General features: G+C 71.1%; 21 protein-coding genes and 1 pseudogene. 11 read left to right on the top strand and 11 right to left on the bottom strand.

What is annotated here, in order from left to right; all coding sequences use genetic code 11:
* Positions 1–77: 77 nt before the first annotated feature.
* Genes glmM through rplM form a run of 3 tightly spaced genes read right to left on the bottom strand, consistent with a single transcriptional unit; the run spans position 78 to position 2,390 of the window.
* Entirely contained in the window at positions 78–1,421 is a 1,344-nt protein-coding gene (gene glmM / locus ACPEH0_RS12410; protein ID WP_366214296.1) for a phosphoglucosamine mutase, read from the bottom strand.
* Between the two features lie 7 nt (positions 1,422–1,428).
* Positions 1,429–1,914, bottom strand: coding sequence for a 30S ribosomal protein S9 (gene rpsI, locus ACPEH0_RS12405; protein ID WP_064003289.1), 486 nt, complete (start codon positions 1,912–1,914; stop codon positions 1,429–1,431).
* 29 nt (positions 1,915–1,943) lie between these two features.
* Positions 1,944–2,390, bottom strand: coding sequence for a 50S ribosomal protein L13 (gene rplM / locus ACPEH0_RS12400; protein ID WP_253036147.1), 447 nt, complete (start codon positions 2,388–2,390; stop codon positions 1,944–1,946).
* Between the two features lie 433 nt (positions 2,391–2,823).
* On the opposite strand from rplM, the gene ACPEH0_RS12395 reads away from it, so the two are divergent.
* Together ACPEH0_RS12395 and ACPEH0_RS12390 are read left to right on the top strand one after the other, a co-directional pair.
* Positions 2,824–3,264: a hypothetical protein gene (locus ACPEH0_RS12395; protein ID WP_366214295.1), complete on the top strand. Its 441-nt coding sequence runs from the start codon at positions 2,824–2,826 to the stop codon at positions 3,262–3,264.
* Positions 3,265–3,314: 50 nt separating this feature from the next.
* Positions 3,315–5,012, top strand: a complete 1,698-nt coding sequence (locus tag ACPEH0_RS12390; protein WP_366214294.1) for a hypothetical protein — start codon at positions 3,315–3,317, stop codon at positions 5,010–5,012.
* A gap of 4 nt (positions 5,013–5,016) precedes the next feature.
* Here the strand turns inward: ACPEH0_RS12390 and ACPEH0_RS12385 are convergent, their stop codons facing one another.
* Positions 5,017–5,382 (bottom strand): response regulator transcription factor, encoded by a 366-nt coding sequence (locus ACPEH0_RS12385; RefSeq protein WP_366214293.1) that lies wholly within the window; start codon positions 5,380–5,382, stop codon positions 5,017–5,019.
* 99 nt (positions 5,383–5,481) lie between these two features.
* Here ACPEH0_RS12385 and ACPEH0_RS12380 point away from each other — a divergent pair, with 99 nt between their 5' ends.
* From ACPEH0_RS12380 to ACPEH0_RS12355, 6 genes and pseudogenes are all read left to right on the top strand, one after another.
* Positions 5,482–7,143 carry a sensor histidine kinase gene (locus ACPEH0_RS12380; protein WP_366214292.1) on the top strand — a complete coding sequence of 554 codons (1,662 nt, stop codon included), beginning with the start codon at positions 5,482–5,484 and terminating at the stop codon, positions 7,141–7,143.
* A gap of 53 nt (positions 7,144–7,196) precedes the next feature.
* Positions 7,197–7,451: pseudogene (locus tag ACPEH0_RS12375) on the top strand (sugar transferase); the annotation flags it as partial.
* A gap of 45 nt (positions 7,452–7,496) precedes the next feature.
* On the top strand, positions 7,497–9,134 hold the full coding sequence (locus tag ACPEH0_RS12370) for a sensor histidine kinase (RefSeq protein WP_366214291.1): 1,638 nt from the start codon (positions 7,497–7,499) through the stop codon (positions 9,132–9,134).
* The gene (locus ACPEH0_RS12365; RefSeq protein ID WP_366214290.1) at positions 9,131–10,261 is read left to right on the top strand and encodes a hypothetical protein; all 1,131 of its coding nucleotides are present in this window, start codon (positions 9,131–9,133) and stop codon (positions 10,259–10,261) included. Before ACPEH0_RS12370 ends, ACPEH0_RS12365 begins: the two co-directional genes overlap by 4 nt.
* A 37-nt stretch (positions 10,262–10,298) precedes the next feature.
* The gene (locus tag ACPEH0_RS12360) at positions 10,299–11,771 is read left to right on the top strand and encodes a DUF4012 domain-containing protein (RefSeq protein ID WP_366214289.1); all 1,473 of its coding nucleotides are present in this window, start codon (positions 10,299–10,301) and stop codon (positions 11,769–11,771) included.
* 5 nt (positions 11,772–11,776) lie between these two features.
* Positions 11,777–11,980 carry a hypothetical protein gene (locus ACPEH0_RS12355; protein WP_366214288.1) on the top strand — a complete coding sequence of 68 codons (204 nt, stop codon included), beginning with the start codon at positions 11,777–11,779 and terminating at the stop codon, positions 11,978–11,980.
* A 2-nt stretch (positions 11,981–11,982) separates the two neighbouring features.
* On the opposite strand, the gene ACPEH0_RS12350 is transcribed toward ACPEH0_RS12355, so the two are convergent.
* A complete protein-coding gene (locus tag ACPEH0_RS12350) occupies positions 11,983–12,678 on the bottom strand; it encodes an endonuclease/exonuclease/phosphatase family protein (RefSeq protein WP_366214287.1) in 696 nt (231 codons plus the stop codon).
* 31 nt (positions 12,679–12,709) lie between these two features.
* On the opposite strand from ACPEH0_RS12350, the gene ACPEH0_RS12345 reads away from it, so the two are divergent.
* Together ACPEH0_RS12345 and ACPEH0_RS12340 are read left to right on the top strand one after the other, a co-directional pair.
* On the top strand, positions 12,710–13,720 hold the full coding sequence (locus ACPEH0_RS12345; protein ID WP_366214286.1) for a glycoside hydrolase family 6 protein: 1,011 nt from the start codon (positions 12,710–12,712) through the stop codon (positions 13,718–13,720).
* An 84-nt stretch (positions 13,721–13,804) separates the two neighbouring features.
* On the top strand, positions 13,805–14,803 hold the full coding sequence (locus ACPEH0_RS12340; RefSeq protein ID WP_366214285.1) for a response regulator transcription factor: 999 nt from the start codon (positions 13,805–13,807) through the stop codon (positions 14,801–14,803).
* Positions 14,804–15,275: 472 nt separating this feature from the next.
* Here the strand turns inward: ACPEH0_RS12340 and ACPEH0_RS12335 are convergent, their stop codons facing one another.
* The 6 genes from ACPEH0_RS12335 to ACPEH0_RS12310 all read right to left on the bottom strand — a co-directional run bounded on the left by ACPEH0_RS12335 (position 15,276) and on the right by ACPEH0_RS12310 (position 21,314).
* A complete protein-coding gene (locus ACPEH0_RS12335) occupies positions 15,276–16,961 on the bottom strand; it encodes a glycosyltransferase family 2 protein (protein WP_366214284.1) in 1,686 nt (561 codons plus the stop codon).
* Positions 16,962–16,980: 19 nt separating this feature from the next.
* Positions 16,981–17,814, bottom strand: a complete 834-nt coding sequence (locus tag ACPEH0_RS12330; RefSeq protein ID WP_366214283.1) for a fructose 1,6-bisphosphatase — start codon at positions 17,812–17,814, stop codon at positions 16,981–16,983.
* Between the two features lie 161 nt (positions 17,815–17,975).
* Positions 17,976–18,593, bottom strand: coding sequence for a hypothetical protein (locus tag ACPEH0_RS12325; RefSeq protein WP_366214282.1), 618 nt, complete (start codon positions 18,591–18,593; stop codon positions 17,976–17,978).
* A gap of 65 nt (positions 18,594–18,658) precedes the next feature.
* Positions 18,659–19,501, bottom strand: a complete 843-nt coding sequence (gene truA / locus ACPEH0_RS12320; protein WP_366214281.1) for a tRNA pseudouridine(38-40) synthase TruA — start codon at positions 19,499–19,501, stop codon at positions 18,659–18,661.
* Between the two features lie 22 nt (positions 19,502–19,523).
* Positions 19,524–20,429, bottom strand: a complete 906-nt coding sequence (locus tag ACPEH0_RS12315) for a PfkB family carbohydrate kinase (RefSeq protein WP_366214280.1) — start codon at positions 20,427–20,429, stop codon at positions 19,524–19,526.
* A 42-nt stretch (positions 20,430–20,471) separates the two neighbouring features.
* Positions 20,472–21,314 carry a universal stress protein gene (locus tag ACPEH0_RS12310; RefSeq protein ID WP_217528382.1) on the bottom strand — a complete coding sequence of 281 codons (843 nt, stop codon included), beginning with the start codon at positions 21,312–21,314 and terminating at the stop codon, positions 20,472–20,474.
* Between the two features lie 192 nt (positions 21,315–21,506).
* Between ACPEH0_RS12310 and ACPEH0_RS12305 the strand changes: the two genes are divergently transcribed.
* Positions 21,507–23,450, top strand: a complete 1,944-nt coding sequence (locus ACPEH0_RS12305) for an acyltransferase family protein (protein ID WP_366214279.1) — start codon at positions 21,507–21,509, stop codon at positions 23,448–23,450.
* Positions 23,451–23,624: the final 174 nt, after the last annotated feature.

The following is a 23,624-nucleotide window of genomic DNA, read 5'->3' as shown; positions in this document are numbered from 1 at the left end:
ACGAAAGCGGCGACGATGAGGCATGCCCAGAAGCCGGGAATGCCGCGCGCCCCCTGATCTCGGCGGGCACACCAGCCTCAGCCCCGCACGACCTCCGCAAGCTGCTCCGCGACTCGCTGCGCGTCGGCTTCCGACGCTGCCTCGACCATGACGCGCACGAGCGGCTCGGTGCCCGAGGGCCGCAACAGCACGCGCCCCGCGTCGCCGAGCTCGGCTTCTGCCTCCGCGACGGCCGAGACCACGTCGGGGTCGGTCGCCCGCGACCGCTCGACGCCCGTCACGTTGATGAGCACCTGCGGGAACACGGTCATCACCTTCGCGAGCTCCGACAGCGGCTTGCGCTGACGGGCGACCTCTGCGGCGAGGTGCAGGCCGGTGAGCAGCCCGTCGCCGGTGGTGGCGTAGTCGCTCATGATGACGTGTCCGCTCTGCTCGCCGCCGAGCGAGAAGCCGCCTTCGTTCATGCGCTCGAGGACGTAGCGATCGCCGACGGCGGTCGTTTCGAGGTGGATGCCGTGGGCCGCCATCGCGCGGTGGAGTCCGAGATTGCTCATCACGGTCGCGACGAGCGTGTCGTCCTGCAGCAGGCCGCGCTCCTTCATCGAGACGGCCAGGATCGCCATGATCTGGTCGCCGTCGATGATCCGACCGTCGGCGTCGACGGCGAGGCAGCGGTCGGCGTCGCCGTCGTGCGCGATGCCGAGGTCGGCGCCGGTGCGGAGGACTTCGGCGGTGAGCACGTCGAGGTGGGTGGAGCCGACGCGTTCGTTGATGTTGAGGCCGTCGGGGTCGGCGCCGATGACGGTGACTTTCGCTCCGGCATCCCGGAACGTCTCGGGTGACACGCCGGATGCGGCACCGTTGGCGCAGTCGAGCACGACGTGCAGGCCGCGCAGGCTGGTGCGCAGGGATGCGAGGAGGTGCACGACGTAGCGGTCTTCGGCGTCGGCGAAGCGGCTGATGCGGCCGACGGCTCCCCCGGTGGGCGCGAGCTTGGGCCCGGCCATCGCTTCTTCGATGCGCTGCTCGACCACGTCGGGGAGCTTGACGCCGCCACGGGCGAAGATCTTGATGCCGTTGTCGGGTGCCGGGTTGTGCGACGCCGAGATCATGACGCCGAAGTCGGCGTCGATGTCGCCCACGAGGAACGCGGCGGCCGGGGTCGGCAGGACGCCGGCATCGAGCACGTCGACGCCGGAGGATGCGAGTCCTGCGGCGACGGCTGCACTGAGGAAGTGACCCGAGACCCGCGGGTCGCGTGCGACGACGGCGGTGAGGCGGCGTCCGCTGCGGCGGCGGGCTTCGGCGATACGACCCTGGCCCAGGACGACCGCGGTCGCCTGGGCCAGGGTGAGCGCGAGATCGGCGGTGAGGGGGCCGTTTGCGAGGCCCCGCACACCGTCCGTCCCGAACAGTGCCATCGAAGGATTAACGCTTCGAGTACTGGGGAGCCTTGCGCGCCTTCTTGAGACCAGCCTTCTTGCGCTCCTTGACGCGAGCGTCGCGCGACAGGAAGCCGGCCTTCTTGAGGGTCGGGCGGTTGTTCTCGGCGTCGATCTCGTTGAGGGCACGCGCGATGCCGAGGCGCAGGGCGCCGGCCTGGCCCGAGGGGCCACCACCCGAGATGCGGGCGATCACGTCGTAGCCACCGGCGAGGCCGAGGACCGTGAACGGGTCGTTGATGAGCTGCTGGTGCAGCTTGTTGGGGAAGTAGTCCTCGATCGTGCGGCCGTTCACCGTGATGGTGCCCGAGCCGGGAACCAGGCGCACGCGGGCGATGGCCTGCTTGCGACGGCCCACAGCGGCGCCGGGGACGGAGAGGACGGGGCGAGCCGGGGCGGCCTCAGCGGCAGCCGGCGTCTCGGTCGAGTAGTTCTCGGGAGTCTGGTCGAGGGAGTCAGCGATCTTCGCCATCAGATAATCCTTGTTCTTCTCTGCGGCGCTTACTGGGCGACCTGGTCGAAGGTGTACGTGGTGGGCTGCTGGGCCGCGTGCGGGTGCTCGGCACCGGCGTAGACCTTGAGCTTGGACAGCTGCTGGCGACCCAGGCTGTTCTTGGGGAGCATGCCGCGGACGGCCTTCTCAACGGCGCGCACCGGGTTCTTCTCGAGGAGCTCGGCGTAGGTGACCGACTTGAGACCGCCCGGGTAACCCGAGTGGCGGTAGGCCTTCTTCTGCTCGAGCTTCTGGCCGGTGAGGGCCACCTTGTCGGCGTTGATGATGATGACGAAGTCGCCGGTGTCGACGTGGTTCGCGAAGGTGGGCTTGTGCTTGCCGCGCAGGAGCGTGGCAGCGTGCGAGGCGAGGCGGCCGAGGACGACGTCGGATGCGTCGATGACCACCCACTCACGGGTGATCTCACCAGCCTTGGGAGTGTACGTGCGCGTCACAGTAGTGCTGCTTTCATTGATTCGAACGGAGAAGTTCGTGAATCCCACTCCGGGGTGGTTCGCTCGGGATGCCGGTCGAACACGCCAGTGGAGGGCTCACGTTCGCGGTGCGAGGCCAGCAGGGCGCAGGCACCAAAACTCGATACTACGCGATCGGATGACGCTTCGCCAACTTCAGCTCCTGGTGTGACGCGCCGCGGCCACGTCCATTTCCCAGTCGACATACAGGCGTCACATGACGGCCATAACCGCATGCCATGGTGACACCGACCTCTGCGCGAGCCATCCGGAGAGTCGACTGCGATTGCTCGAGAGAGATTGGAGGCTTCCGAGATGGTTGCGAGTCCGGCTCCTGATGTTCAGCTCAAGGCGCTCGGCATCCGAGTAACCCCAATGGATGCGAGGGAAGTCGTTGATTCGATCGGGATGGGTCATGGAAAGCGACGCCTTGCCCTCCGTCGTCGTCGCCGTCCTCGTCGTCGCCCTGACCGCAGGCGTCGGCGGCCTGGTCGTGCTCGCTCTGCAGCGCACGCAGGGAGTGGATCCCGAGCGCGCCGCGCGGCCCGTGGCATCCCTTCCCGTCGACAGCCCGTCTCCGACGGCGAGCGCCCCGCCGGCGGTGACGGCACCCGCCCCGGCCGAGCGCTACCTCGCCGCCGGAACCGACGTCGTCGCCCTCGACACCCTCGACGGCGAGATCATCGCCGCGACCTGCACCCCGGACTGCGACGGCCTGCTGCTCACGTCGCTGACCTCCGCCACCGACCCGCTCGCCTGTGTGACAGCGGATGCCGCGACCCCGGCAGCCCTCGCGATCACCCCCGACGCGGTCCTGTTCTGGACCGGCGACGACCTGACCACCGTCCCACGCTGAGAACACCGGACTGCCGCTACGCTGCCCATGTGCAGGGCGAGAGGACAGAGGTGCCGTCGAGGTGGCGCCGCCTCACCGACCTCGCCGTCGCCGTCCTGTCGGGCCCGTTCGCGAGCGGCGAGTACTTCACACGCTGGTCGCTGCTCATGTCGTTCGTCATCGGCACGTTCCTCAGCGTGCCGAGCGTCGGGATCCCCTCCTTCGACGGCTACCTGCGCGGCGTCGCCGTCGCCGCGATCGGCTGGGTGCCGCTCGCCCTCCTCGGCCTCGTCGCCGCTTACGCCGAACGCCGGCTCGCGAAGTCCGCCGCCGAGCGGGTCGCCGTCGTCATCGCAACCCTGGTCGGCCTCTCGGCGATCCGCCCCTTCCTCAACGACGCCATCAGCGTGGGCCTCTTCGGCCTGACCACCGGCGGCAACTGGACGGCGCGGATCACCACGAACATCGTGACCACCGGCATCCTCTTCACGGTCTGCGCCGTCGCCGTGACCTACCACCGACAGTTGCGGGCCACGACCCGACGACTGCGCCAGGCGAGCGCCCTCATGCGCGGGGGCACGGCCGAGGCCGCCCACCTGCGGACGAAGGTTTCGGGCATCCTCGCGCAGATGGCCGACGACCTCGCGCGGCACCGCGACCGCCTCCTCGCCGGCACGGTCGACTACGACGCGGTGCGCGACTACTCCACCCGCGTGCGGTCGGCCAGCCACCGTCTCGACGAACTCACGCAGTGGCCGACCGACGATCAGCCCGATTTCACCCCGACCGACGTCCCCCGCGGTGTGCCGCTCCTCGCGCGACTGAGCGCGACGCCGCCCCTCACCGTCGGACTGACCTATGTCGCCGCGACCCTCCCCTTCGGCCTCGCCCACGGCGGGCCGTCCGTGGCCGCCGCGGCCCTGGCGGCGAGCGCCGCCCTCGACCTCGCCGCGGGCGCCGTCACCCGTCGCGCGCGCCGTCTGCCCGCGACACCCCGCGGTCTCGTGTTCCTCGCCGTGTGGGCCCTCGCGGGCGTGGGCATCATGTGGCTGACCTACACACTCCTGCCCGACGTCGGCGCGCTCGGGCTCGTCCCGCTGCTCGGCCTGCCGCTCGCCGCGAGCGCCATCGCCATCTCCGTCGACTCCTACCGACGGGCCCGCGCCGAGGAGGCACGCGCCACCGCCGTCCTCCGCACCGCGGCCCGCACCCTCGCCACCGCCGTCGACACCGCGCGGGCACCGCTGCGTCGAGGGAGCGACCTGCTGCACGGCCGCCTGCAGAGCCGGTGCGTCATCCTCGCCGCGCACGTCGACGAGAACCCCGCCGACGAGGCGACGCTCACCGCCTTCCGCGCCCAGACCGACGAGATCCTCCACGACCTGCGCACGGGAGCCACCGCCGTCGACGAGGAGACCATCGAGGATCTCATCGAGGCCTGGGCGGTCGTGATGGACGTCCGCGTCGGCATCGCCGACGACGCGCGCGCCGCCCTCGACCGTCCCGGCGTCGGCGAAGAGGCCAACCGCATGGTCAACGAGGCCCTTGTGAACGCCGTCAAGCACTCCGGCGCGCGCGAAGCCGCCGTCGAGCTCACCCGCACGGGCGACCGGCTGCGCGTGCAGGTCTCGAGCCCCGGCATCCTCTCCGCCCGCGCCCTCACCCTCGCCGTCCCGGCGGGGCTCGGCACCCGAGAGGCGGGCACGGCGCTGCGTCAGGTCGGCGACCAGGTCGTGCTCGAGCGCGAGCTGGTGGTGCCTGCCGACTGACGACTCAACCGGCGAGCAGGTTCTCGACCCGCTCCCGCAGCTGACGCGGGGTGAACGGTTTGACGACGTAGTCGTCGACCCCGGCCGCCTTCGCGCGCGAGACGTCCTGCGGCGACGACCGGGCGGTGAGCATGAGGATGCGGGTGTCGGCGAACCCCGGATCCGCCCGCAGTTCGGAGCACACCTCGATGCCCGTCTTGATCGGCATCATCCAGTCCAGGATGACGACATCGGGATGCTGCGCATGCGCCGCATCGAGCCCAGCGCCGCCGTCGTGGGCGACCGAGACCTCGTGACCGACGCGCGCGAGCACCTGCTGCAGCAACAACGCGACATCGACGTCGTCCTCCACCACCAGCACGTGTGCCACGCGCTCACCTCGCGTCATCGAGCCGACCCGAACGTCGGCGATGCAGCAGACAATACACCGCCGTATCCACCGGAACACCGCCGACTGTACGGTGTACGCGTGACGAGGAGCGGGGGCGGGCAGGGCGCGCCGCCGCGCGGCCGCGCCGCAGGTCTCGCCCCGGACCTCGCCCCGGGCCGCCGCATCCTGTGGTGGGCCCTCACGTCGGCCGGCATCCTGCTGCTCGCCCTGGTCGGCGTCCGCCTGCAGGCGAACGGCCTGCCGATCGCCATCTGGTGGCCGGCCGCCGGTCTGTCGCTCGCCTTCGCGCTGCGTGTCGCGCCCGAACGGCGCTGGATCGTGTTGGCGCTGATCTTCGCCCTCACCGCCACCGCCAACGCGATCGCCGGCCGCTCCTGGGAGCTGTGGCTGCTGTACGCCTTCTTCAACACCCTCGAGGTGCTGCTCGTCGCCGCGCTGCTCACCCGGCGCGGCACCGGGTTGCGGCTCGACACCCTGTCGCGGGCGACGGGGTTCGTCGCGGCCGTGCTCGGGGGCGCCGCCGTCGCGAGCGTCGGGATCGCCGCGACCAACGTCCTGCTCCTCCGGGATGACTTCTTCCCCACCTCGATCGTCATCTTCGCCTCGCACAGCTCGGCGATGATCCTGATCGGGAGCCTCGCGATCCTCCCCGCCGGCCGCGAGGAGCGCGCGCGTCCCCTCGAACTCGTGGTGCACGCCGCGGCCGTCGGAGCCAGCGTCATCCTCGCCTTCGGCCCGCCCGGCCTCGCACACCTCTCGTTCCTCACCTTCGCGGCGATTGCGGGCGCGTGCCTGCGCTTCCCGGTCCGCGTCGCCACCTGGTCGGCGCTGCTCACCTCGATCGCGGTCCTCCTCCTCACCCTCACCGCCGGGGGCAGGAGCGGACTCGGCACCGTCGAGTCGCGGGATGCCGCCGTGACGCTCGTCGTGTTCATGAGCGCGATCGGCGTCTTCACCGTGCTCGTCTCGATCGCCCGTTTCGAGGGGCGCACCAACGCCGCCCTCGCCGTCCGGGCCGCCGAGGACATCGCCGCCGCCGAGCGGGCGCGCGCGGCCGCGATGACGCAGCAGCTCGACCTCGAACGCCAGCGCGAGGACTTCGTCACCGCGGCCAGCCACGAACTGCGTACCCCCGTGACCAACGTGCTCGGCTATGCCGACCTCCTGACAGACTCCCCTCTGTCGGGCGACCAGCGCGGTTGGGTCGAGGCGATCCGGCGCGGGGCCGCCCGCCTGGCAGGCCTGCTCGACGGACTGACCCAGGCCGCCTCGGGCGGCGAGCCCACCCGCCTCCCGGTCGACGACCTCATCCTCGAGGTGTGCGACGCCCACCGCCCCGAGGCCGTCGCCCGCGGCACCCACCTCGTGACGACGCTGAGCGCCCTGCACGTCTGGGCGGCCGAACCCGACGCGCGGCGGGCGCTCTGGAGTCTCGTCTCGAACGCGGTCACCTTCGCCGAGGCCGGTACCGTCTGGGTCGAGGCCCGCCGTGACGGCGACGACATCGCGATCGTCGTCGCCGACGACGGACCGGGCATGTCGCCCGAGACCCTCGCCAGCGCCTTCGAACGGTTCTTCCGCGGCCGCGAAGCCGAGGGGCGCACCGCCAGCGGCCTGGGCCTCGGGCTCGCCAACGCGCGCGATCTCGCCCGCCGCAACAACGGCGACGTCACGCTGGTCTCGACGCCGGGGCGGGGTGTGCGGGCGACGCTGCGCCTTCCCGCCGCGCCCGCGGTGTAGACCGATGACATCCTCGACACATCCCTGTTACAGGTCGCTGGTACGGTGCCCCATCGATGTCGCTCGTCGGCCCCCGCCCGCCGCTGCCGCGCGAGGTGGAGCTCTACGCCGATCACGTCCACCGGCGATTCCTCGTCAAGCCCGGCATCACCGGACTGTGGCAGGTCAGCGGCCGTTCCTCGCTGTCGTGGGAGGAGTCGGTGCGGCTCGACCTGTCGTACGTCGAGAACTGGACGCTCGTCGGCGACGTCGGCATCCTCTTCACGACCGCACGAGCCGCGCTCGCTCCCGGCGACACCGCCTTCTGACGTCGCGCGCTCTGCGCGTGGTTACACTGGCGACGGAGCCAACTGATGCCGACAACCGAAAGCCGCTGGGCGGACAGTCAGCTCATCGGCACGCGTGTGAGATCCGTGTGGCAGTGGCAGCTGGTGTTCACCTTCAGCGTCGTGGCCATCACCGTCGCCGTCGGCGTCCTCAACGTGGGACTGCTCGCGAGCCCCGGCTTCCTCATCGGGATCTTCGTCATCATCATCTGCTCGATGGCGACCCTGGTCACCCCGTGGGCCCGCACGCCTCGGCACGCCGCCTTCGTCCTCCCGCTGGTCGACATCGTCGCGATCGGGTTCCTCACCCTCAGCGAGCCGAGCCTCGGCTACCTGTGGGTGTTCCCGATCGCCTGGATCGCGACCTACTACGGGTCGGCCGAGATCGTCCTCGCCATCTGCGCCGTCGCGGTCATGAGCCTCGCCGACCCGTCGCACTGGGGTTTCTCGCCCGACGTGATCGTCGAGCTGCTGATCATCCTGCTGGCGCTGGCGTTCCTCGCCATCACGGTCGCCAGCGGCGCCCGCCGCATCCGCGCGTTCCGGGTCCTCGCCCGCAACCAGGCGCGCCGCCTGGCCGCCACCGTCGACCGGGTCCAGGCCGCCGAGCAGCGGGTCAATGCCGTGTTCGACTCCATCTCGGTCGCGCTGGCGCGGGTCACGCCCGGCGGCGAGATCGTCTCGGCGAACGCCGCGTACCGCGCCCTGTACTCCCTCGACACGCAGGACCTGCGCTTCCCCCTCGGCGGCGCCGTCGAGTACTCCGACTACCGCGGGCGGGCGCTCAGCCCCGCCGAGACGACCGTCGCGCGCGCCGTGCGTGGCGAGCTGGTCGAGAACGAGCGGCTCTGGCTCTTCGACCGCATGGGCACCTGGCGCGCGCTCGGACTGTCGATCCGCGACGCCGCCCCCAACTCCCTCGGCCAGCAGACGGTCGTCATCGAGCTCGCCGACCTCACCGCCGTCGCCGAGGCCCAGCGTGAGCGGCCCCACGTCACCCGCGTCGTCGCGCACGAGCTGCGCAACCCGCTGACGGTGATCCTCGGCCACGCCGACCTGCTCCTCGAGGGCTCGAACCTCACCCCCGGGCAGCGCGACCACCTCGACGTCATCGAATCGGCGAGCGAGCGCATGCTCACCCTGATCCAGGGCCTGCTCTCGCAGTCGACGGATGCCGCGGAGGACCATGCGAGGTTCGACGCCGCCGCGCTCGTCGAGGCCTCGATCGAGGCGTTCGAGCCCGCGGCATCCGCCTCGGCCCTCGCCATCGAATCCGTCGTCGCGGGTCCCCTCCTCGTCGAGGGCGACGAGTTCCGGCTGCGCCAGGTCGTCGACAACATCATGAGCAACGCGATCAAGTACAGCGACCGCGGCACCCTGCGCGTCGCGGCGGCGCTCGACGACGACGGCTGGGTCGCCGTCTCGATCGCCGACGAGGGCATCGGCATGACAGCCGAGGACGTCGAGCGCGTGTTCACCCCGTACTTCCGGGCGCAGAACGCGCAGGAGGGCTCAGTGTCGGGCACGGGGCTGGGCATGGGCATCGCCCGCGACATCGTCGAGGCCCACGGGGGTAGCATCGCGGTGGAAAGCGCCCTCGGACGCGGGACGACCGTCACGGTCCGACTGCCCGCCGCGGATCGTGATGAGGGGGTCGAGTCATGACGCAGGTCGATGTGACCATCGCGCTCGTCGCGATCGCGACCGCCTGCACGATCATGATGATCGGGCTGGGCTTCCTCCCGTTCCCGGGCCGCGCGGCGGCGATCTGGTCGTCGGGCTTCGCCCTCGCCATGCTGAGCTGCTACCTGCTCGTCGTCGCCGACCAGCTCGACTCGAGCTTCCTGCGCGCCGCCGCGCACGGCCCGATCCTGTGCGCCTCCGCCTTCGTGTGGGTCGGACTGCGAGCCCGTCGGGGGCGTGAACCGATCATGCTGGTGCCCACGATCGTCGTTTTCAGCGCGCTCGCGATCATCCTCGGCCTCGCCGCCGAGAGCGGCGCCTACGGCACGGTTCTGCGCATCTCGTTCACGGTGGCGGCCGTCGTCGCGGCCCTCACGGCGGGCGAACTGCTGCGGCTGCGCAAGCCGGAGCGCGAGATGTCGCTGCCGCTGCTCGTCGTCTCGCTCGGGTTCATCGGCCTCGCGGCCCTCGTCGTCGTCGACGGTGTGGTGCGCCTCGCCCAGGGCGCCGGCGCGCAGACCGAGGCCGACATGACTGCCCTCTACTCGCTCAACGAGCTCGTCGCGCTCGTGTACCTCGTGTGCGCGGTCGTCACCCTGCTCTACCTCGTGCGTCGCGGCTCGCAGAACGTCGACCCCCGACAGGGACTCGACTTCTTCGGCATCGCGCGTGACCGCCTCGCGCGCGCCGAGGCCGCGGAGGACCGGTGGTGGTCGATCCTCGACGTGCGCCTCGACGATCCGGGCGAGCTGCTCGAGGCGTCGAGCGGTCGCGCCTTCCAACGCGTGACGGCGCGCTTCGCGCAGGACATCCGCGACGTCATGCCTCCCGAGGCCGACATCCACGCGGTCTCCGCCACTCAGGTCCTCGTCCTGCTGCCGCGCCCCGACACCGCCGTCCGCGGTCTGCTCTCGCGACTGCTCGATCGCATCGGGACGCTCACCGACCAGCAGGCGGTGCCCGTCCGGCTCTCGGCGAGCATCGGTGTGGCCGCCGCGCCGCTCGCGGACTGGAACCTCGACCGCCTCTGCGCCGCCGCGGCCGAGGCCGCCGCGCACGCGCAGGTCTCGGGCGGCGACCGCTGGGAACGCGCGGTCTTCGCCCCCTGATCCGGCGCGGTCGGCCGACCCCCGCAGGATCATGCCGATGCCCGAGACCTTCCTGGCCGAATGGCGCACCCTCGGCGGCATCGTCGGCTCGATGACCCCGGTGCGCGCCGACGACGGACGTCTCGCGCTCGGCGAGCAGATCCAGGCTCGCGCGACGACGCAGTACCCCGAGTCGATCCTCGATCTGGGCGAGTACGCCTCGATCTACCAGGCCAAACCGGGGCGCTTCCTGCAGAACATCACGCAGGTGCCCGATTTCCGGCTGACCGCCGAGTTGGCGAAGGAGTTCGCGGCACGCGAGGACGTGCCCGTCGACGGCGTCATCTCCATCGACCCCGTCGCCCTGTCGTACCTGCTCGAGGCGACGGGCCCCGTCGACCTTCCGACGGGCGTGACGTTGACGAGCGCCAACGCCGCACAGTTCCTGCTCAACGACGTGTACCTCGACTACCCCAACGCCGATCAGCAGGACCTCGTGTTCTCGGCGGCGGCGGGCGCGGTCTTCTCGGCGCTGACGAGCGGCGACGTCGACGCCGGCGCACTGTTGCGGGCCCTGTCCCGCGCCGGTTCCGAGCACCGCCTGTACCTCTGGAGCGCGGGCCCGGCCGACGCCGACGTCCTCGCCGGCACGACACTCGCAGGGGCTCCCCCGACGAACGACGCCGACACCGCGCGATTCGGCGTGTACGTCAACGACGGCACCGGCTCGAAGATGGACTACTACGTCACGCCCGACGCGCACCTCGACATCACCGGATGCGGGGTCGGCGCCACCCCGCGCACCCTCACCGTGCAGGTCACGCTGACCTCGAACGCCCCCGCCGGCGCCGCCACCTCGCTCCCGGACTACATCACGGGCGGCGGCGCCAACGGAGTCCCGCCCGGGATCGCCCGCGTCGTCGGCGAGGTCTACCTGCCCGAGGGCTTCGAGGTCGCCTCCTCCGAGATCACGACGGAGAGCGGGTTCGGCGGCGGCATGGTCGGTGGCCGTCACGTGCTGTCGTACTCGGTCGACCTGAAACCCGGCGACACGCAGACGGTGACGATCGAGGTCACCGCCGACACCGACATCCGTGACGCCGAGGCATGGGTCCCCCCCCACCGCCGACGCCGATCTCCCGCCGGTCGTGCGCGCGTCGTGCGACCCCGCCGACGGCGCGATCCTCGGCTGACCCGGCGGGCACCCCGAATCGTCACGCGACGGAAACCGCAGGTCGGGCGGCCTCAGTTCCACTCAGGTGAGTACCCGGCCGCAAAGCATCATCCATGCGCCGTCTCCCCCGCGCCCTCCTTACGACCACCGTCTTCGCGACACTGCCCGTCGGCGCGCCCGTCGCCGCTCACGCCTCGACGATCTACCCGCCGGTCGACGCCTGCCAGTCGGATGCCGCCGGTGCCGGCCCGGGCGACACGGTCAGCTTCTCGTGCGACGACACCACGTTCGGCCCGAACGAGACCGTCACGGTCACCGTCACGGGAGAGAACGGCGCCGGCGCGACCTTCGCGATGATGCGCATGGCCGTCTCGGCGACGTCGGCCGGCGGCACCGCCAGCGCCGTCATCGACACCAGTCAGAGCACCGGCCCGCTCGTGCGGGCGGGCTTCGACGGCAGCCAGCTCTCGGGGCTGTGGATCGGCGCCGGCGCCCTCGTCGCCGCGGGTGCCGTCATCCTCGTCGCCGCGGGTCTGCGTCGCCGACGAGACCGGATCGACGACTGACGTCAGGCGACGTCGGGCTTCGCCCGCGCGATCGGCTCAGCCGTCACCAGGATCGGGAGGTGGTCGCTCGCGCCCTGCGGCAGCGTCCGCACCTGCTGGATCTCGAACCCGCTCGAGGTCGCGAAGTCGTAGTAACCCTTGAAGAACTTGTACCGCGTGTACGTGCGCGCATCGCTGAGACTCAGCTCGTATCCGCTCTCGCGGATGACCTGCCCGAGGTTCTCCTTGAACACCGGGTAGTTGAAGTCGCCGACCATGAGGATCGGCGCGCCCTTGCCTAGCGTCGACAGCTCGCGCAGCGCCGCCCGGATCTGATGACGACGCAGCGAGTTGAGCGCGGTGAGCGGTGCCGCGTGGAAGGACGCGACGATGAACTCGGTGCCGTGATCGATGTCACGCAGGTGGAGCCCCAGCATCCGCTCGTCGGCGGGCTTGAGGACGATGTCGTGCAACGACTTCTTGAGCGAGAAGGTGCGGCTCGCACCGGCGCGGAACCCGTTCTCGCGGTAGTAGATCGCCAGGCCCAATCGATTGGAGCGGGTCGCATCGGCGAGGACGAGGCCGCCGATGCGCTCGGGCATGTCGGTCGTGTCCACCTCTTGCAGACACAGCACGTCGACGTCGTAGCGGCTCACCAGTTCGGTGAGTTCGCCCGCTGCGGCGTGCTTGCGCAGGTTGTACGAGACGACAGTGATCATCGGTGTATCAGCCTATGACTAGAGTTCAAGAGTGGCTCCCAGGAAGAAGCTGCGGATGCCGCCGGCCCGCATACTCGTCCCCCTGGGCATCGTGCTGGGACTCGTCGTGGTCCTCGTGCTCGTGGGCGTCATCGGAGGCGCGGTGACCCGCGGATTCCAGGCCCTCACGGCCCGCGCCCCCGAGATGGGGACGACGGTCATCGCGCCGACCCAGGCTAAGGCCGCCGCAGCCGCGCGCGAGCTCTCCGGTGAGCAGAAGGATGCCGCCGACTACCTCGCGGCGCAGCCCACCGCGTACTGGCTGACCCCGGAGCAGGACCCCATCGGCACCGCCGGCGGGACCGTGCTCGACCTCATCTCCCAGGCGCGCGACCAGGGACGCTCCGTCGCACTGGTGGTCTACGGGCTGCCCGGGCGCGACTGCGGCAACCACTCCGCCGGCGGCCTGTCCGAGCAGGACTACCCCGTCTGGCTGCGCGAGATCGGCTCGGCCCTCGAAACCGCGCCCGACGTGCAGAAGATCGTCGCGCTCGAGCCCGACAGCATCGCCCTGTCGGAGGAGTGCGGCAACATCGCCGATCGCGCGCGCCAGCTCAGCACGGCGGTCGACCTGATCACGTCGCCGAACACCTGGATCTACATCGACGGCGGGCACAGCAACTGGCTGCCGCCGCAGAAGATGGCCGACCTCATCCGGCAGACCGGTGTCATCGACCGGGTGCGCGGCTTCGTGACGAACGTCTCGAACTACCAGTCCCCCGCCGACGAGTTCACCTACGCGGCGTCGCTGTCGTCGCTCCTCGACGGTGCTCACGCCATCGTCGACACCTCCCGCAGCGGCGCGGCGACCTCGGGCGGCGAATGGTGCAACCCGCCGGGGCAGCTCGTGGGAGACCCGGGCGGCACCTTCCACGACACCGTCGTCGACACGAACCTCTGGATCAAACCGCCGGGCGAGAGCGACGGCGACTGCAACGGCGGACCGGCGGCCGGTGTCTACTGGCCCGAAGCCGGCGTCGAGCTGACGCGGGCCGTCCGGTGAGAGCGACGGCGACCGCGCGAGGCGGCGCCTGCCGCCTGTGTAGCATGAGGACCGACTTTCACACCGGAATCGGGGGCTACATCGATGAGTGATTCGATGTCGATGCATAAGACGGCGGTCATCGTCGAGGACGATCCCGACATCCGTCATCTCATCGTCGAGGTCCTCGAGGCCGCCGGCTTCTCGACCGTCTCGGTCGGCAACGGCATCGACGGCGTCCGCGCCGTACTCTCGTACCAGCCGCTCATCACGACCCTCGACGTCAACATGCCGGGCATCGACGGGTTCGAGGCGGCCCGCCGCATCCGTGCGCAGAGCGACACCTACATCATCATGATCACCGGCCTCGAAGAAGAGGCGGACGTCGTCCTCGGCCTCGGTGCCGGCGCCGACGAGTACGTCGTGAAGCCGTTCCGCCCGCGCGAACTGCGTGCGCGCGTCGAGTCGCTGCTGCGCCGCCCGCGCGCCACCGGCACGGCCGTCGCCGCCGCGCCGCGGCAGGAGGCGACCGGTCCGTCGTTCCCGGGCGCACGACCCGCCGTGCCGCAGTACGACGCCGTGCCCACCTCCCCCGTGTTCGATGAGCGCATCATGACGCCCGTCTACAGCGAGCAGCCGCCGCAGGGCGGGGCGGTGGTCCTGCCGCCGCAGGGCGCTCCGCATCAGGGTGCGCCCCACCCGGGCATGCCGCAGCCCGGCGGCGCGGTGGCCCCGGCATCCGCTGTCCCGCCCGTGGGCGGACCCGGCTGGACCGTGCACCGCGACCTCGCCGTGCACGCCGAGCACCGGGTCGTCCTCGTCGCGGGGCGCGAACTGACGCTCACCCGCACGGAGTTCGACCTGCTGTCGACCCTCATGGAATCCAAGCGTCGCGTGCGCAGCAAGGCCGATCTGACGCTGGTGCTGCGCGGCGAGTCGTACGTGACGAGCTACTTCGTCGGCGAGGCCGACAAGCGGGCGATCGAGGCGCACATGACGAACCTGCGCCGCAAGCTCGGCGACAACCCGAACAACCCCCGGTACATCGAGACCGTCCGGGGTGTCGGCTACCGCCTCACCTCCGAAACCGTCGCCGGCGCCTGACCCTCGCCCCGCCATCCTTTCGCCGAATCACCACCCCGCTGCCGAGTCACCACCCGACGGCGCGCATCTGAGTGGAGAGTCGGCACGCGAGTGGTGAATCGGCACGCCGATCGTGAGTCGGCGCAGACCGGATGCCGGGGTTCGGACATCCGATCTCGATCGCCGTATCCGCGGAGATCCCGCCCGACACGCCGCATCGAGACCCCGGCACGCGGCGTGTCGCCGAGGATCTCCGCGGTTGTGGCCCATGCCACCCGGTGCCGGCACCCGATGAGCTCACGGTCGCACTGCATGCCGCGTCCCGCCGCATCCCCTCGCCGAATCACCACCCGGCTGCCGAGCCACCACCCGAGGGCACGCACATCAGTGGTGAGTCGGCACGCGGGTGGCGATTCGGCGCAGAGCGGATGCCGCGCACCGGGATTCGGCGCAGAGCGGATGCCGCGCAACCCGGAGCCGCGCCGGCGCGGGGTCAGACCTTGTAGCCCTGGTGGCGCTGGAACAGCTTGATGGCCATCGTGAGGGTCTGCAGGACCGTGACGACACCGACGATCGGCCAGCCGACCCATAGGATCGCGGACTGGGTGATCGGGTCGAGCAGGTTCCAGATGACGGCGATCGCGACGGCGACGATGGCGAGGATGATGAAGGGCGTCCAGTGTCCGAAGCTCACGCCGCCCTTCTCGGCTCTCGCCTGCAGGGCCCAGTTGTCGACCTTCTTCTTGGAGAGGAAGCGGGTCCACGACCGGATGAAGTGACTGATGCGGATCCACATGAAGATCTCGGCGGGGAACAGCAGCACGGCGAAGGCGATGTCGCGCGAGTTACACTTCTCCATCGCGCGGGCCATCCGCAGGTTCAGGCCGGCGGCCACGAGCGGCGGGATCAGCCACCACGGGGAGAACACGAACGCGTTGATCGACAGCGACGCGATCAGCAGGGTAATGAACGCGACGCGGACGAAGAAGTTCGTCAGCATCGAGAACTGCTCGAACCAGCGCAGACGCAGGTTCGGGTGGAACGGCTGCCCCTTCGTGTCTCCACGCTGACCGGGCCACATGAGCTCGATGGCGCCGTAGGTCCACTTCACCTGCTGCGCGTCGTACCCCTTGAGGGTCGTCATGCCACCGACATCCGCCCGGGCGAACGGGCTGATCTTCGTCAGGTACCCGGCCGACTTGATCTGCAGGGAGAGCAGCGAGTCCTCGACCTCTGAGTCCTTGACCCACGGCGAGTTCTGGTGGTTCTCCTTCATGATGTCGCGGAGCGCGGTCGTCGAGAAGATCGAGAACTGCCCGCCGAGCACCGCCATGTTGCGGCCGCGCAGCAGGTTCTGCATGTTGAAGGCCGCGAACTGGGTGCGCTGACCGGCGATCAGCCACTTGGCGATGAAGCCCTTGATGGGGCGGTCGTCGATCGTGTAGATCGCCGAGATGCCGCCGATGCGCGAGTCCGACACGGCCTCGTTCTCGAGGTACTCCACGGCGCGGCGGTCGGCGGTCGTGTCGCCGTCGACACCGAGCAGGTAGTCGTACCCCTCGACGAGGGCGTAGCCGTAGTTGAGCGCGCCGACCTTCTTGTCGGGGTTCTTGCCGATATCGTGGACGAACACCTCGGTGAACTGCAGTCCGAGCTCGGTCTCGACCTCGTGCGGTCCCGAGAACTCCGACGCGATCTTGACCGTGTCGTCCGAGGTGTTGTTGACGACCACGTGAATGACGTCGGGCACGCGGCTCTGCTCGAGGAGCGACCGGATGACGTCGGCGATCGACTCGGCCTCGTTGTAGGCAGGGACGATGCATCCGATCGTCGACCGGTGCACCGAGTGGTTCTCGAGCACCGAGGCGAAGTCATCGGCGAACTCGTCGACCGGCACGATCGCACCGGGACCGCCGGGCGACGCGGCATAACCGACCGCTTCGGGGGCCGCCTGCCAGGAACCCTGCGGGGCGACGCCCTGCCACTGCGCCTGCGGCTCCTGCCACTGCGAGGCGGGCTGCTGCCATTGCGGCTGCTGCTGCGCCTGCGGAGGCTGCCACGCGGGCTGCTGGCCCCACTGCGGCTCCTGGCCCGGCCAGGCGCCGGCCGCCGGCTGCGCGCCCACCGGGGGCTGCGCGGGCTGCCAGCCCTGCGGGCCGGGGATGTACGGACTCGTCACGTCGGTTCCTCGAGCTGGATCACGGAGTGGTGGGACCGCCGGTACCGGGGGTGGTGGTCCACCCGTCGGTGCCGGTGGTTCCCTGGGAGCCGTCGTTCGACGTGCCGTCGGTCGCGCCCCCCGTGGACCCGTCGGTCTCTGTCTCACGAGGATAGATCGCAATCGGGATGACGGGGTAGACCGTCTGCTGCACGAACGACTTGTCGTCGTCGGCCGTCCCCTCGACCCACACGTCGAGCGCGAACTGCAGCGTGATCCCGTAGGTGTCCGGCGGCAGCTGGTTGATCGTCGTCTCGGGGACGAGCAGACCGCCCTGGTAGCTGTTGATCAGCAGGCCCTTGCTCGAGCGGATCGTGTCGGTGGGCACGAGCGTGCGGGGGTCGGCGCTGAACTGGAACGGCGAGCTCACCTGGTTCGAGGACTGCGCGGTCTGCGACGAGATCGACACGTTCGAGAGGAACACGCGACGCTTCTGCTTGAGCACCGCCTTCTCGTCGACGCGGGTGTCCTTGACGTTGACTGCGAAGCCGAAGGTCTTCGCGTTGTCGGGGTACCACTCGCGGGTGCGCTTGGAGTCGACGGCCCAGAAGTCGAGGATGATGTCGAGACCGTCGGCGATCTCGTACGTCATCTGCACCGAGCCGTCGTAGGTGAACTGCGAGTCGAACGGCATCTCGACCGTCCCGGCGGCGGGCGTCGCGTTCGGAGCGGGGGTGGCGGCGACGTTCTCGCTCGTCCCCGAGATGGAGTTGAAGGCTTCGACGACCTGAGCGCACCCCGAGAGCGACAGCGCAGCCGCGGCGGCCAGTGCGACGACGCCGAGCCGGCGACGGGCGGTGGGACGGATGGACATGCGCGAACCTCGCTCGGTCGGAAGGGTGGAGGGCACCGGCGGCGGGGTTCGGGTCGCCGCCGCCAGTGCCACGTCTTCACCGTAGGGGCGGAAACCCTCGCTCACCGGTGACTTCGCGAAGCCTCGCGCTGGTCTTTACCGGACCTTGAGGTTCTTGAGGCTCAGCCGGATGCCGCCTGCTGCGCGATGGCGACGGTCACCGTGTCGGTCGCGGTCTGCTTCGCGTACTCGTCGGCCTTGGGCTTGGTCTGCACGAGGAAGTCGTAGGTGAACTGCAGCGTCACGTAGGTGGCGCCTTCGGGGACCTGACCGACGTTGAAGGTCTGCGAGTAGCTGTAGGGCTTGAGGACGAGGTAGCCGTTCTTCACGCTGGCCTCGTCGATCTGCGGACCGAGCGCGGGGAAGGTCTCCTCGGCGTTGGCCGGCACGGCGAGCATGGTCGCCTTCTGCAGGTACACCTTCTGCCCGTCGTTGGGCGTGATGGTGGTCACGAGCGACAGGCTGACGGGCTTGACGGCGTTCGCCGTCCACCGGTCCATCCGCAGGTCGGACCAGTAGTTGACGGCGACGCTCACGGCGCCCGCCTTGAGGTCCCGCTGCGTGGAGCCGCTCGAGAGGTCGTTCTCGACCGGGGGCGCGACCACGACGGGCGGGCTCGACACCGCGGCCGGGGCCGTCGGGGTCGGGCTCTGCAGGGCCCACGGGGACGGGCCGCATCCCGACAGCACGACCGCGCTACCGACGAGCGCCGCCGCGGCGGCCAGACGCATGGTTCTCATCCGCATCATGACCCCTCCCTGCGGTGCCGTCAGTCTACTGGCGTGGATCAGCGCAGCGCGGTCACTCAGTCATCGGCGGCGCCCAGGTCCCGTCGGGCCCGGGTCTGCTCCGCGCGCGCGGCCAGCAACTCACCCGCCGGGTAGCCGACCTCGGTGAGCGTCAGGCCGCGCGCGGCGAGCACCTTCACCTCGTTCGTGCGGACCAGCTCGTCGCGGATCTCGGCGACGCGGTCCACGCTGATCCGCCCCTCCCCGACCGCGACGCAGGCACCCACGAGCGCGCGCACCATGCTGTGGCAGAAGGCGTCGGCTTTCACCGAGGCGACGAGGACGCCGGACTCCTCACGCCGCCAGCCGTACTCGAGCAGCGTGCGGATCGTCGTCGCCTCCTCGCGCGGTTTGCAGTACGCCGCGAAGTCGTGCAGGCCGCGCAGGCTGCGGGCAGCGGCATCCATCGACGCCACATCGAGATGCGCCGCGACCCAGGTCGTGCGCCCTCGCTCGAGTGGGTCGTATCCGGTCGCCCGGTCGGCGACGCGGTAGGCGTACCGACGCCACACGGCGGAGAATCGCGCGTCGAAACCCTCGGGCGCCACGCTCACGCGGTGCACCGCCACATCCGGGTACGGACCGAGCACACCGTTGATGCGCGCGGCGAGCGCCTCGGGCTCCGGTCGCCGTCCCGACAGCAGCCGGCGCTCCTGTCCGTCGGTCAGGTCGAGGTGAGCCACCTGCGCTGACGCGTGCACCCCGGCATCCGTCCGTCCGGCGACGACCAGCCGCGGATCCCCGCCCAGGATGCGGGCGATCGCCGCCTCGAGCGTCCCCTGCACGGTCCGCAGGCCCGGCTGCCGCGCCCAGCCTCGGAAGTCCGTGCCGTCGTAGGCGAGATCGATCCGGAGGCGCACGGTGTCAGCCTATCCGCGCCGGTCAGACCGTCGCGTCGACCTCCGCGCGCGTGGGCGGGTTCGCGCCCGGCCGCGACACGGTGATCCCCGCGGTCACGACGGCGCGGCGGAGCGCGCGCGGGAGGGCGTCGACGTCGCCCGCGAGCAGTCCGAGGTCGTCGACGAGGCTCGTGATGAGGCTCGCCATGAACGCGTCGCCCGCGCCGATCGTGTCGGCGACGTCGACGACGAGCGGCGCGACCTCGACGAGACCCGACGGTCCGAGCGCGAGGGCGCCCTCGCCGCCGCGTGTCATCACGACGATCTGCGACCCCCGGGCGGCGATGGTCTCGAGCACGCGCGCGGCGGGCACACCCGGGTAGAGCGCCTCGGCATCCTCATCGCTCAGCTTCACCAGCGTCGCCGCCGCGAAGGCCCGCTCGGCGACCGGCCGCGGGTCGGGTCCGACGAGCGCCGGCCGCACGTTCGGGTCGACCGTCACGACACGGCCCGCCTGACGTGCGCGCTCGAGGGTCGCGAGCGCGACCTCTCCCCCGGGCTGCAGGAACAGCGCGATCGATCCGGAATGGACGACGGATGCCGCGACTGCCGCGTCCGCTGCGGCGTCCGCCTCGAGCGCCCACACGATGTCGAAGTCGTACTCGGCCGAGCCGTCGGCGCGCAGCCGGGCACGGGCGGTGGAGGTCGCGGCATCCGTCCAGGACGCCTCGTGGACGACCGCACCCGACGCGGTCACCTGCTCGGCGATCCGGCGGCCGCGGTCATCGCGGCCGAGGCGCGTCAGGAGGGTTGCCGGCACGTCCTGCCGCGCGATGCCGACGGCCACGTTCGCGGGACTGCCGCCGACGAACTCGGCGTCACCGCCGTCCCGTTCCACGATGTCGATGAGTGCTTCGCCGAGGACGAGGACGGCGTGCCGAGAGGTCATGCCCTCACTTTCGCACGTCGCCCGCGGGCGCGCACGTCGATGTCAGCGGACGACGGCGGTGACGGTCGGCAGGTGCGAGAGGAGCTCCTGACTGATCGACCCGAGCAGGAAGCGGGCGAGCGCACCCCGACCATGGGTGCCGACGACGACCATGCGGGCGTCGGCGGCGATCCCGGCCAGCACCTGCGACGGATAACCGCGCTCCACGCGGCGGACGATGCGCAGGTCGGGGTAGCGCGACGACAGGCCGGCGACGGACAGCGCCAGCACCTCCTCGGCCGTCGACTGCATGTTCGCGAGGTAGAGGTCGGGGTAGACCTCCATCGCGTTCCGCGGCGTGTGCAGCGGCGTCCAGACGTTCACCGCGATGAGCGGCTCGCCGAGCCGGTCCGCCTCCGCGGCGGCGAACTCGATCGCGTGCTCGGACACCTCGGACCCGTCGATGCCGACGACGATCCCCGCCCCCTCCCCGAGATCGCGGTCGGGGACGACCACGACGGGGCACTTCGCGCCCGCCGCGATCCGGATGCCGTGCACCCCGCGTGCCGGGCCGGTCCCTGGTCCCCGGTAGTCGCTGCCGATGACGAGGAGCGCGGCGTCCGCGGCGGCTTCGATGAGCTTGGTGACGGGGTTGCCGGATTCGACGCGGGTCGTGACCGGGACCCCGGCATCCGTCACCCGCGCCGCCTCGCCGTCGAGCAGACGCTGCGTCGCGGTCTGCGCCGCACCGAGCACCTCGGCCTCGCCGACGGCCCCGACAGCGCCGCCGACGACCGAGACGAGCTCGACCGCCTGCTGGCGCTGGGCGGCACGAGTGACTGCCCAGTCCACGGCACGGCGCGACACCGGGGCACCCGTGACTCCGACGATGATCTTTCCGGCCATGCTGCACGTCCCTTCTGGGGGCGACGCGCCCGCCGGATCGCGGTGACGTCTGCGGGCGCTCGTCCGTGTCTCGGTGATGCCAACCTATCCCGACCACGGGCGCGGCGGGAAGGGGCGGGCCCGTTCAGGATGCCGACCTAGACTGGATGCCGCGAATCGCCCGCTCGCCTCGAGACCCCTCCCCGCTTCGACATGACTCGACCTTCTTCCGCGCGCCTGCCGGGCCTCGACGGACTTCGCGCCGTCGCGGTCCTGCTGGTCGTCGTGTACCACCTGTTCCCGGCGCTGCCCGCCGGGTTCCTCGGTGTCGACGTCTTCTTCGTGATCTCCGGGTTCCTCATCACGACCCTCCTCCTCCGCGAGCACGACGAGCACGGCCGGATCGGCCTGGTGGACTTCTGGCGGCGGCGGGCCCGCCGGCTGCTGCCCGCGATCGGGGTCGTCGTCCTCGTGACCGCGTCGCTCGCCTGGATGGTGGGCGGCGACATCCTCGTGGGCCTCGGCGGTCAGCTGCTCGGGGCGACGACGTTCTCGTACAACTGGGTCGCCGTCGCGAACGGGTCGTCGTACTTCGGCGGCGGTCTCGACTCCTCCGCGCCCGAACTGCTGCGGAACCTCTGGTCCCTCGCCGTCGAGGAGCAGTTCTACCTGCTCTGGCCGCTGCTGCTGCCGCTCGTCCTGCGGCTGCGACGCGGCCGGGTGCCCGTCGCCGTCGGGTTGGCGGCGGCATCCGTCCTGGCCGCGGTGCTCCTCGCCGGCAGCGGCGCGACCCGCGTGTACTACGGCACCGACACGCACGCCTTCGGTCTGCTGCTCGGCGTCGCCCTCGCCTTCCTGCGCCCGGCGGAGCGCCGCGGCGGCGTGCCTGCCGTGGTCGGCGGTGCGGCGATCGCCGGGGTCGTCTTGCTCGCGTTCGTGACGCCGGGCGACGGGATCGAGACCTTCCCCGGGCTTCTCGTCGCGGCATCCGTCCTGACCGTCGTGGCGATCGCGTCAGCCGTGCGCGCGGGCTCGCGCCTCGGACGGGCGCTGGACGTCGCGCCGCTGCGCTGGATCGGCGAGCGGTCCTTCGGGATCTACCTCTGGCACTGGCCTCTCGTCGTCATCCTGACGGTCGCGACCACGCGCTCCTCCCCCGACGTCGCGGTGCCCGTCGAGGTCGCGCTCCTCACCCTGGCGCTCACGCTGGTCGCCGCCGAGGTGTCGTTCCGCTTCATCGAGCAGCCGGTACGCCGGCTCGGCTTCCGCGCCTCGCTCCGGTCCGTCCGGCGCGCGTTCCGCGGCGGCCCCGTGCGACGCCTCGCCGCCACGGCCGCGATGGCCGCAGGGCTCCTCGTCGTCGCCGGCACGACCGCGGCGGTCGCCGACGCGCCGACGATGGCCTCGAGCGAAGCGGCCGTCCGCGACGGACGCGCGGCGCTCGACGCGGCATCCTCCCGCTCGCATCACGCGACGCTGCCCGGCGCCGCCCTCCGGAGCGACGACGCCGTGCTGCGTCCGGAGTGCCCATCCGCGCACCTCAGCGACGACGAGGGACTCTGCACCCCGCCGGACGGCCGCCCCGCTCCGCCCGCCTCCGTCCGTGTCGCCGGAGCGCGCGTGACCCTCGTCGGCGACTCGGTGATGCTCGCGTCCGCCGGCGGCCTCCTCGACCGGATGCCGGGCGCCCAGGTCGACGCGAAGGTGTCGCGCTCGATGGGGGCCGGCGTCGCGATCGTCGACCGCCTCGCCGCCCGCGCACAGCTGCGCGACTACGTCGTCGTGGGGCTCGGCACGAATGGACCGGTGGACCCCGACGACCTCGCGCGCCTGAAGAAGGATGTCGGCCCTCACCGCACGCTCGTGCTCGTGACCGCCCACGCGCCCCGCGACTGGATCCCGGGCGTCAACGAGGAGCTCGAGTCCTTCGCGCAGCACACCCCCGGCGTCGCGATCGCGGACTGGTCGGCGGCGATCAGCGGTCACGATGACCTGCTGGCGGGCGACGGCATCCACCCCGGCGCCCGTGGCGGACAGCGCTACGCCGACGCCGTGGCCGACGCGATCGACGGCGTCGAGAACAGCCGCGCGCAGCTGCGCTACCGCGTCGAGCTCGCCCAGTGGGCCGTCGCCCAGACCTTCGACGCCGCGCGCTGACCCTCTCAGGACCGATCCCCCGCCACCGCGCCCGCCGCCCCACCGCGCCCGCCGAGCGACGCCCCTCCGCATCCACATCATGTGCTCCGGACGAGGGCACACGTTCTGGACCGTGCACAGCGTGTGATGTCGTTGCGAGCACATGATGTGGCCAGGGAGGCGGCGGCCCCACGC

The sequence above is a fragment of the Microbacterium sp. NPDC079356 genome (assembly GCF_049545465.1).
Taxonomy (GTDB): domain Bacteria; phylum Actinomycetota; class Actinomycetes; order Actinomycetales; family Microbacteriaceae; genus Microbacterium; species Microbacterium gawkjiense.
Note: the sequence above shows the minus strand (reverse complement) of the source record. Positions and strands in the feature narration are given on the sequence as shown.

Bases quoted from the DNA above. Each gene is read 5' to 3' on its own strand.
- glmM (WP_366214296.1), bottom strand. From the start codon at position 1,421: ATGGCACTGTTCGGGACGGACGGTGTGCGGGGCCTCGCAAACGGCCCC.
- rpsI (WP_064003289.1), bottom strand. From the start codon at position 1,914: ATGGCGAAGATCGCTGACTCCCTCGACCAGACTCCCGAGAACTACTCG.
- ACPEH0_RS12395 (WP_366214295.1), top strand. From the start codon at position 2,824: ATGGAAAGCGACGCCTTGCCCTCCGTCGTCGTCGCCGTCCTCGTCGTC.
- ACPEH0_RS12370 (WP_366214291.1), top strand. From the start codon at position 7,497: ATGCCGACAACCGAAAGCCGCTGGGCGGACAGTCAGCTCATCGGCACG.
- ACPEH0_RS12365 (WP_366214290.1), top strand. From the start codon at position 9,131: ATGACGCAGGTCGATGTGACCATCGCGCTCGTCGCGATCGCGACCGCC.
- ACPEH0_RS12360 (WP_366214289.1), top strand. From the start codon at position 10,299: ATGCCCGAGACCTTCCTGGCCGAATGGCGCACCCTCGGCGGCATCGTC.
- ACPEH0_RS12355 (WP_366214288.1), top strand. From the start codon at position 11,777: ATGGCCGTCTCGGCGACGTCGGCCGGCGGCACCGCCAGCGCCGTCATC.
- ACPEH0_RS12350 (WP_366214287.1), bottom strand. From the start codon at position 12,678: ATGATCACTGTCGTCTCGTACAACCTGCGCAAGCACGCCGCAGCGGGC.
- ACPEH0_RS12340 (WP_366214285.1), top strand. From the start codon at position 13,805: ATGAGTGATTCGATGTCGATGCATAAGACGGCGGTCATCGTCGAGGAC.
- ACPEH0_RS12330 (WP_366214283.1), bottom strand. From the start codon at position 17,814: ATGTCCATCCGTCCCACCGCCCGTCGCCGGCTCGGCGTCGTCGCACTG.
- ACPEH0_RS12325 (WP_366214282.1), bottom strand. From the start codon at position 18,593: ATGAGAACCATGCGTCTGGCCGCCGCGGCGGCGCTCGTCGGTAGCGCG.
- ACPEH0_RS12315 (WP_366214280.1), bottom strand. From the start codon at position 20,429: ATGACCTCTCGGCACGCCGTCCTCGTCCTCGGCGAAGCACTCATCGAC.
- ACPEH0_RS12310 (WP_217528382.1), bottom strand. From the start codon at position 21,314: ATGGCCGGAAAGATCATCGTCGGAGTCACGGGTGCCCCGGTGTCGCGC.
- ACPEH0_RS12305 (WP_366214279.1), top strand. From the start codon at position 21,507: ATGACTCGACCTTCTTCCGCGCGCCTGCCGGGCCTCGACGGACTTCGC.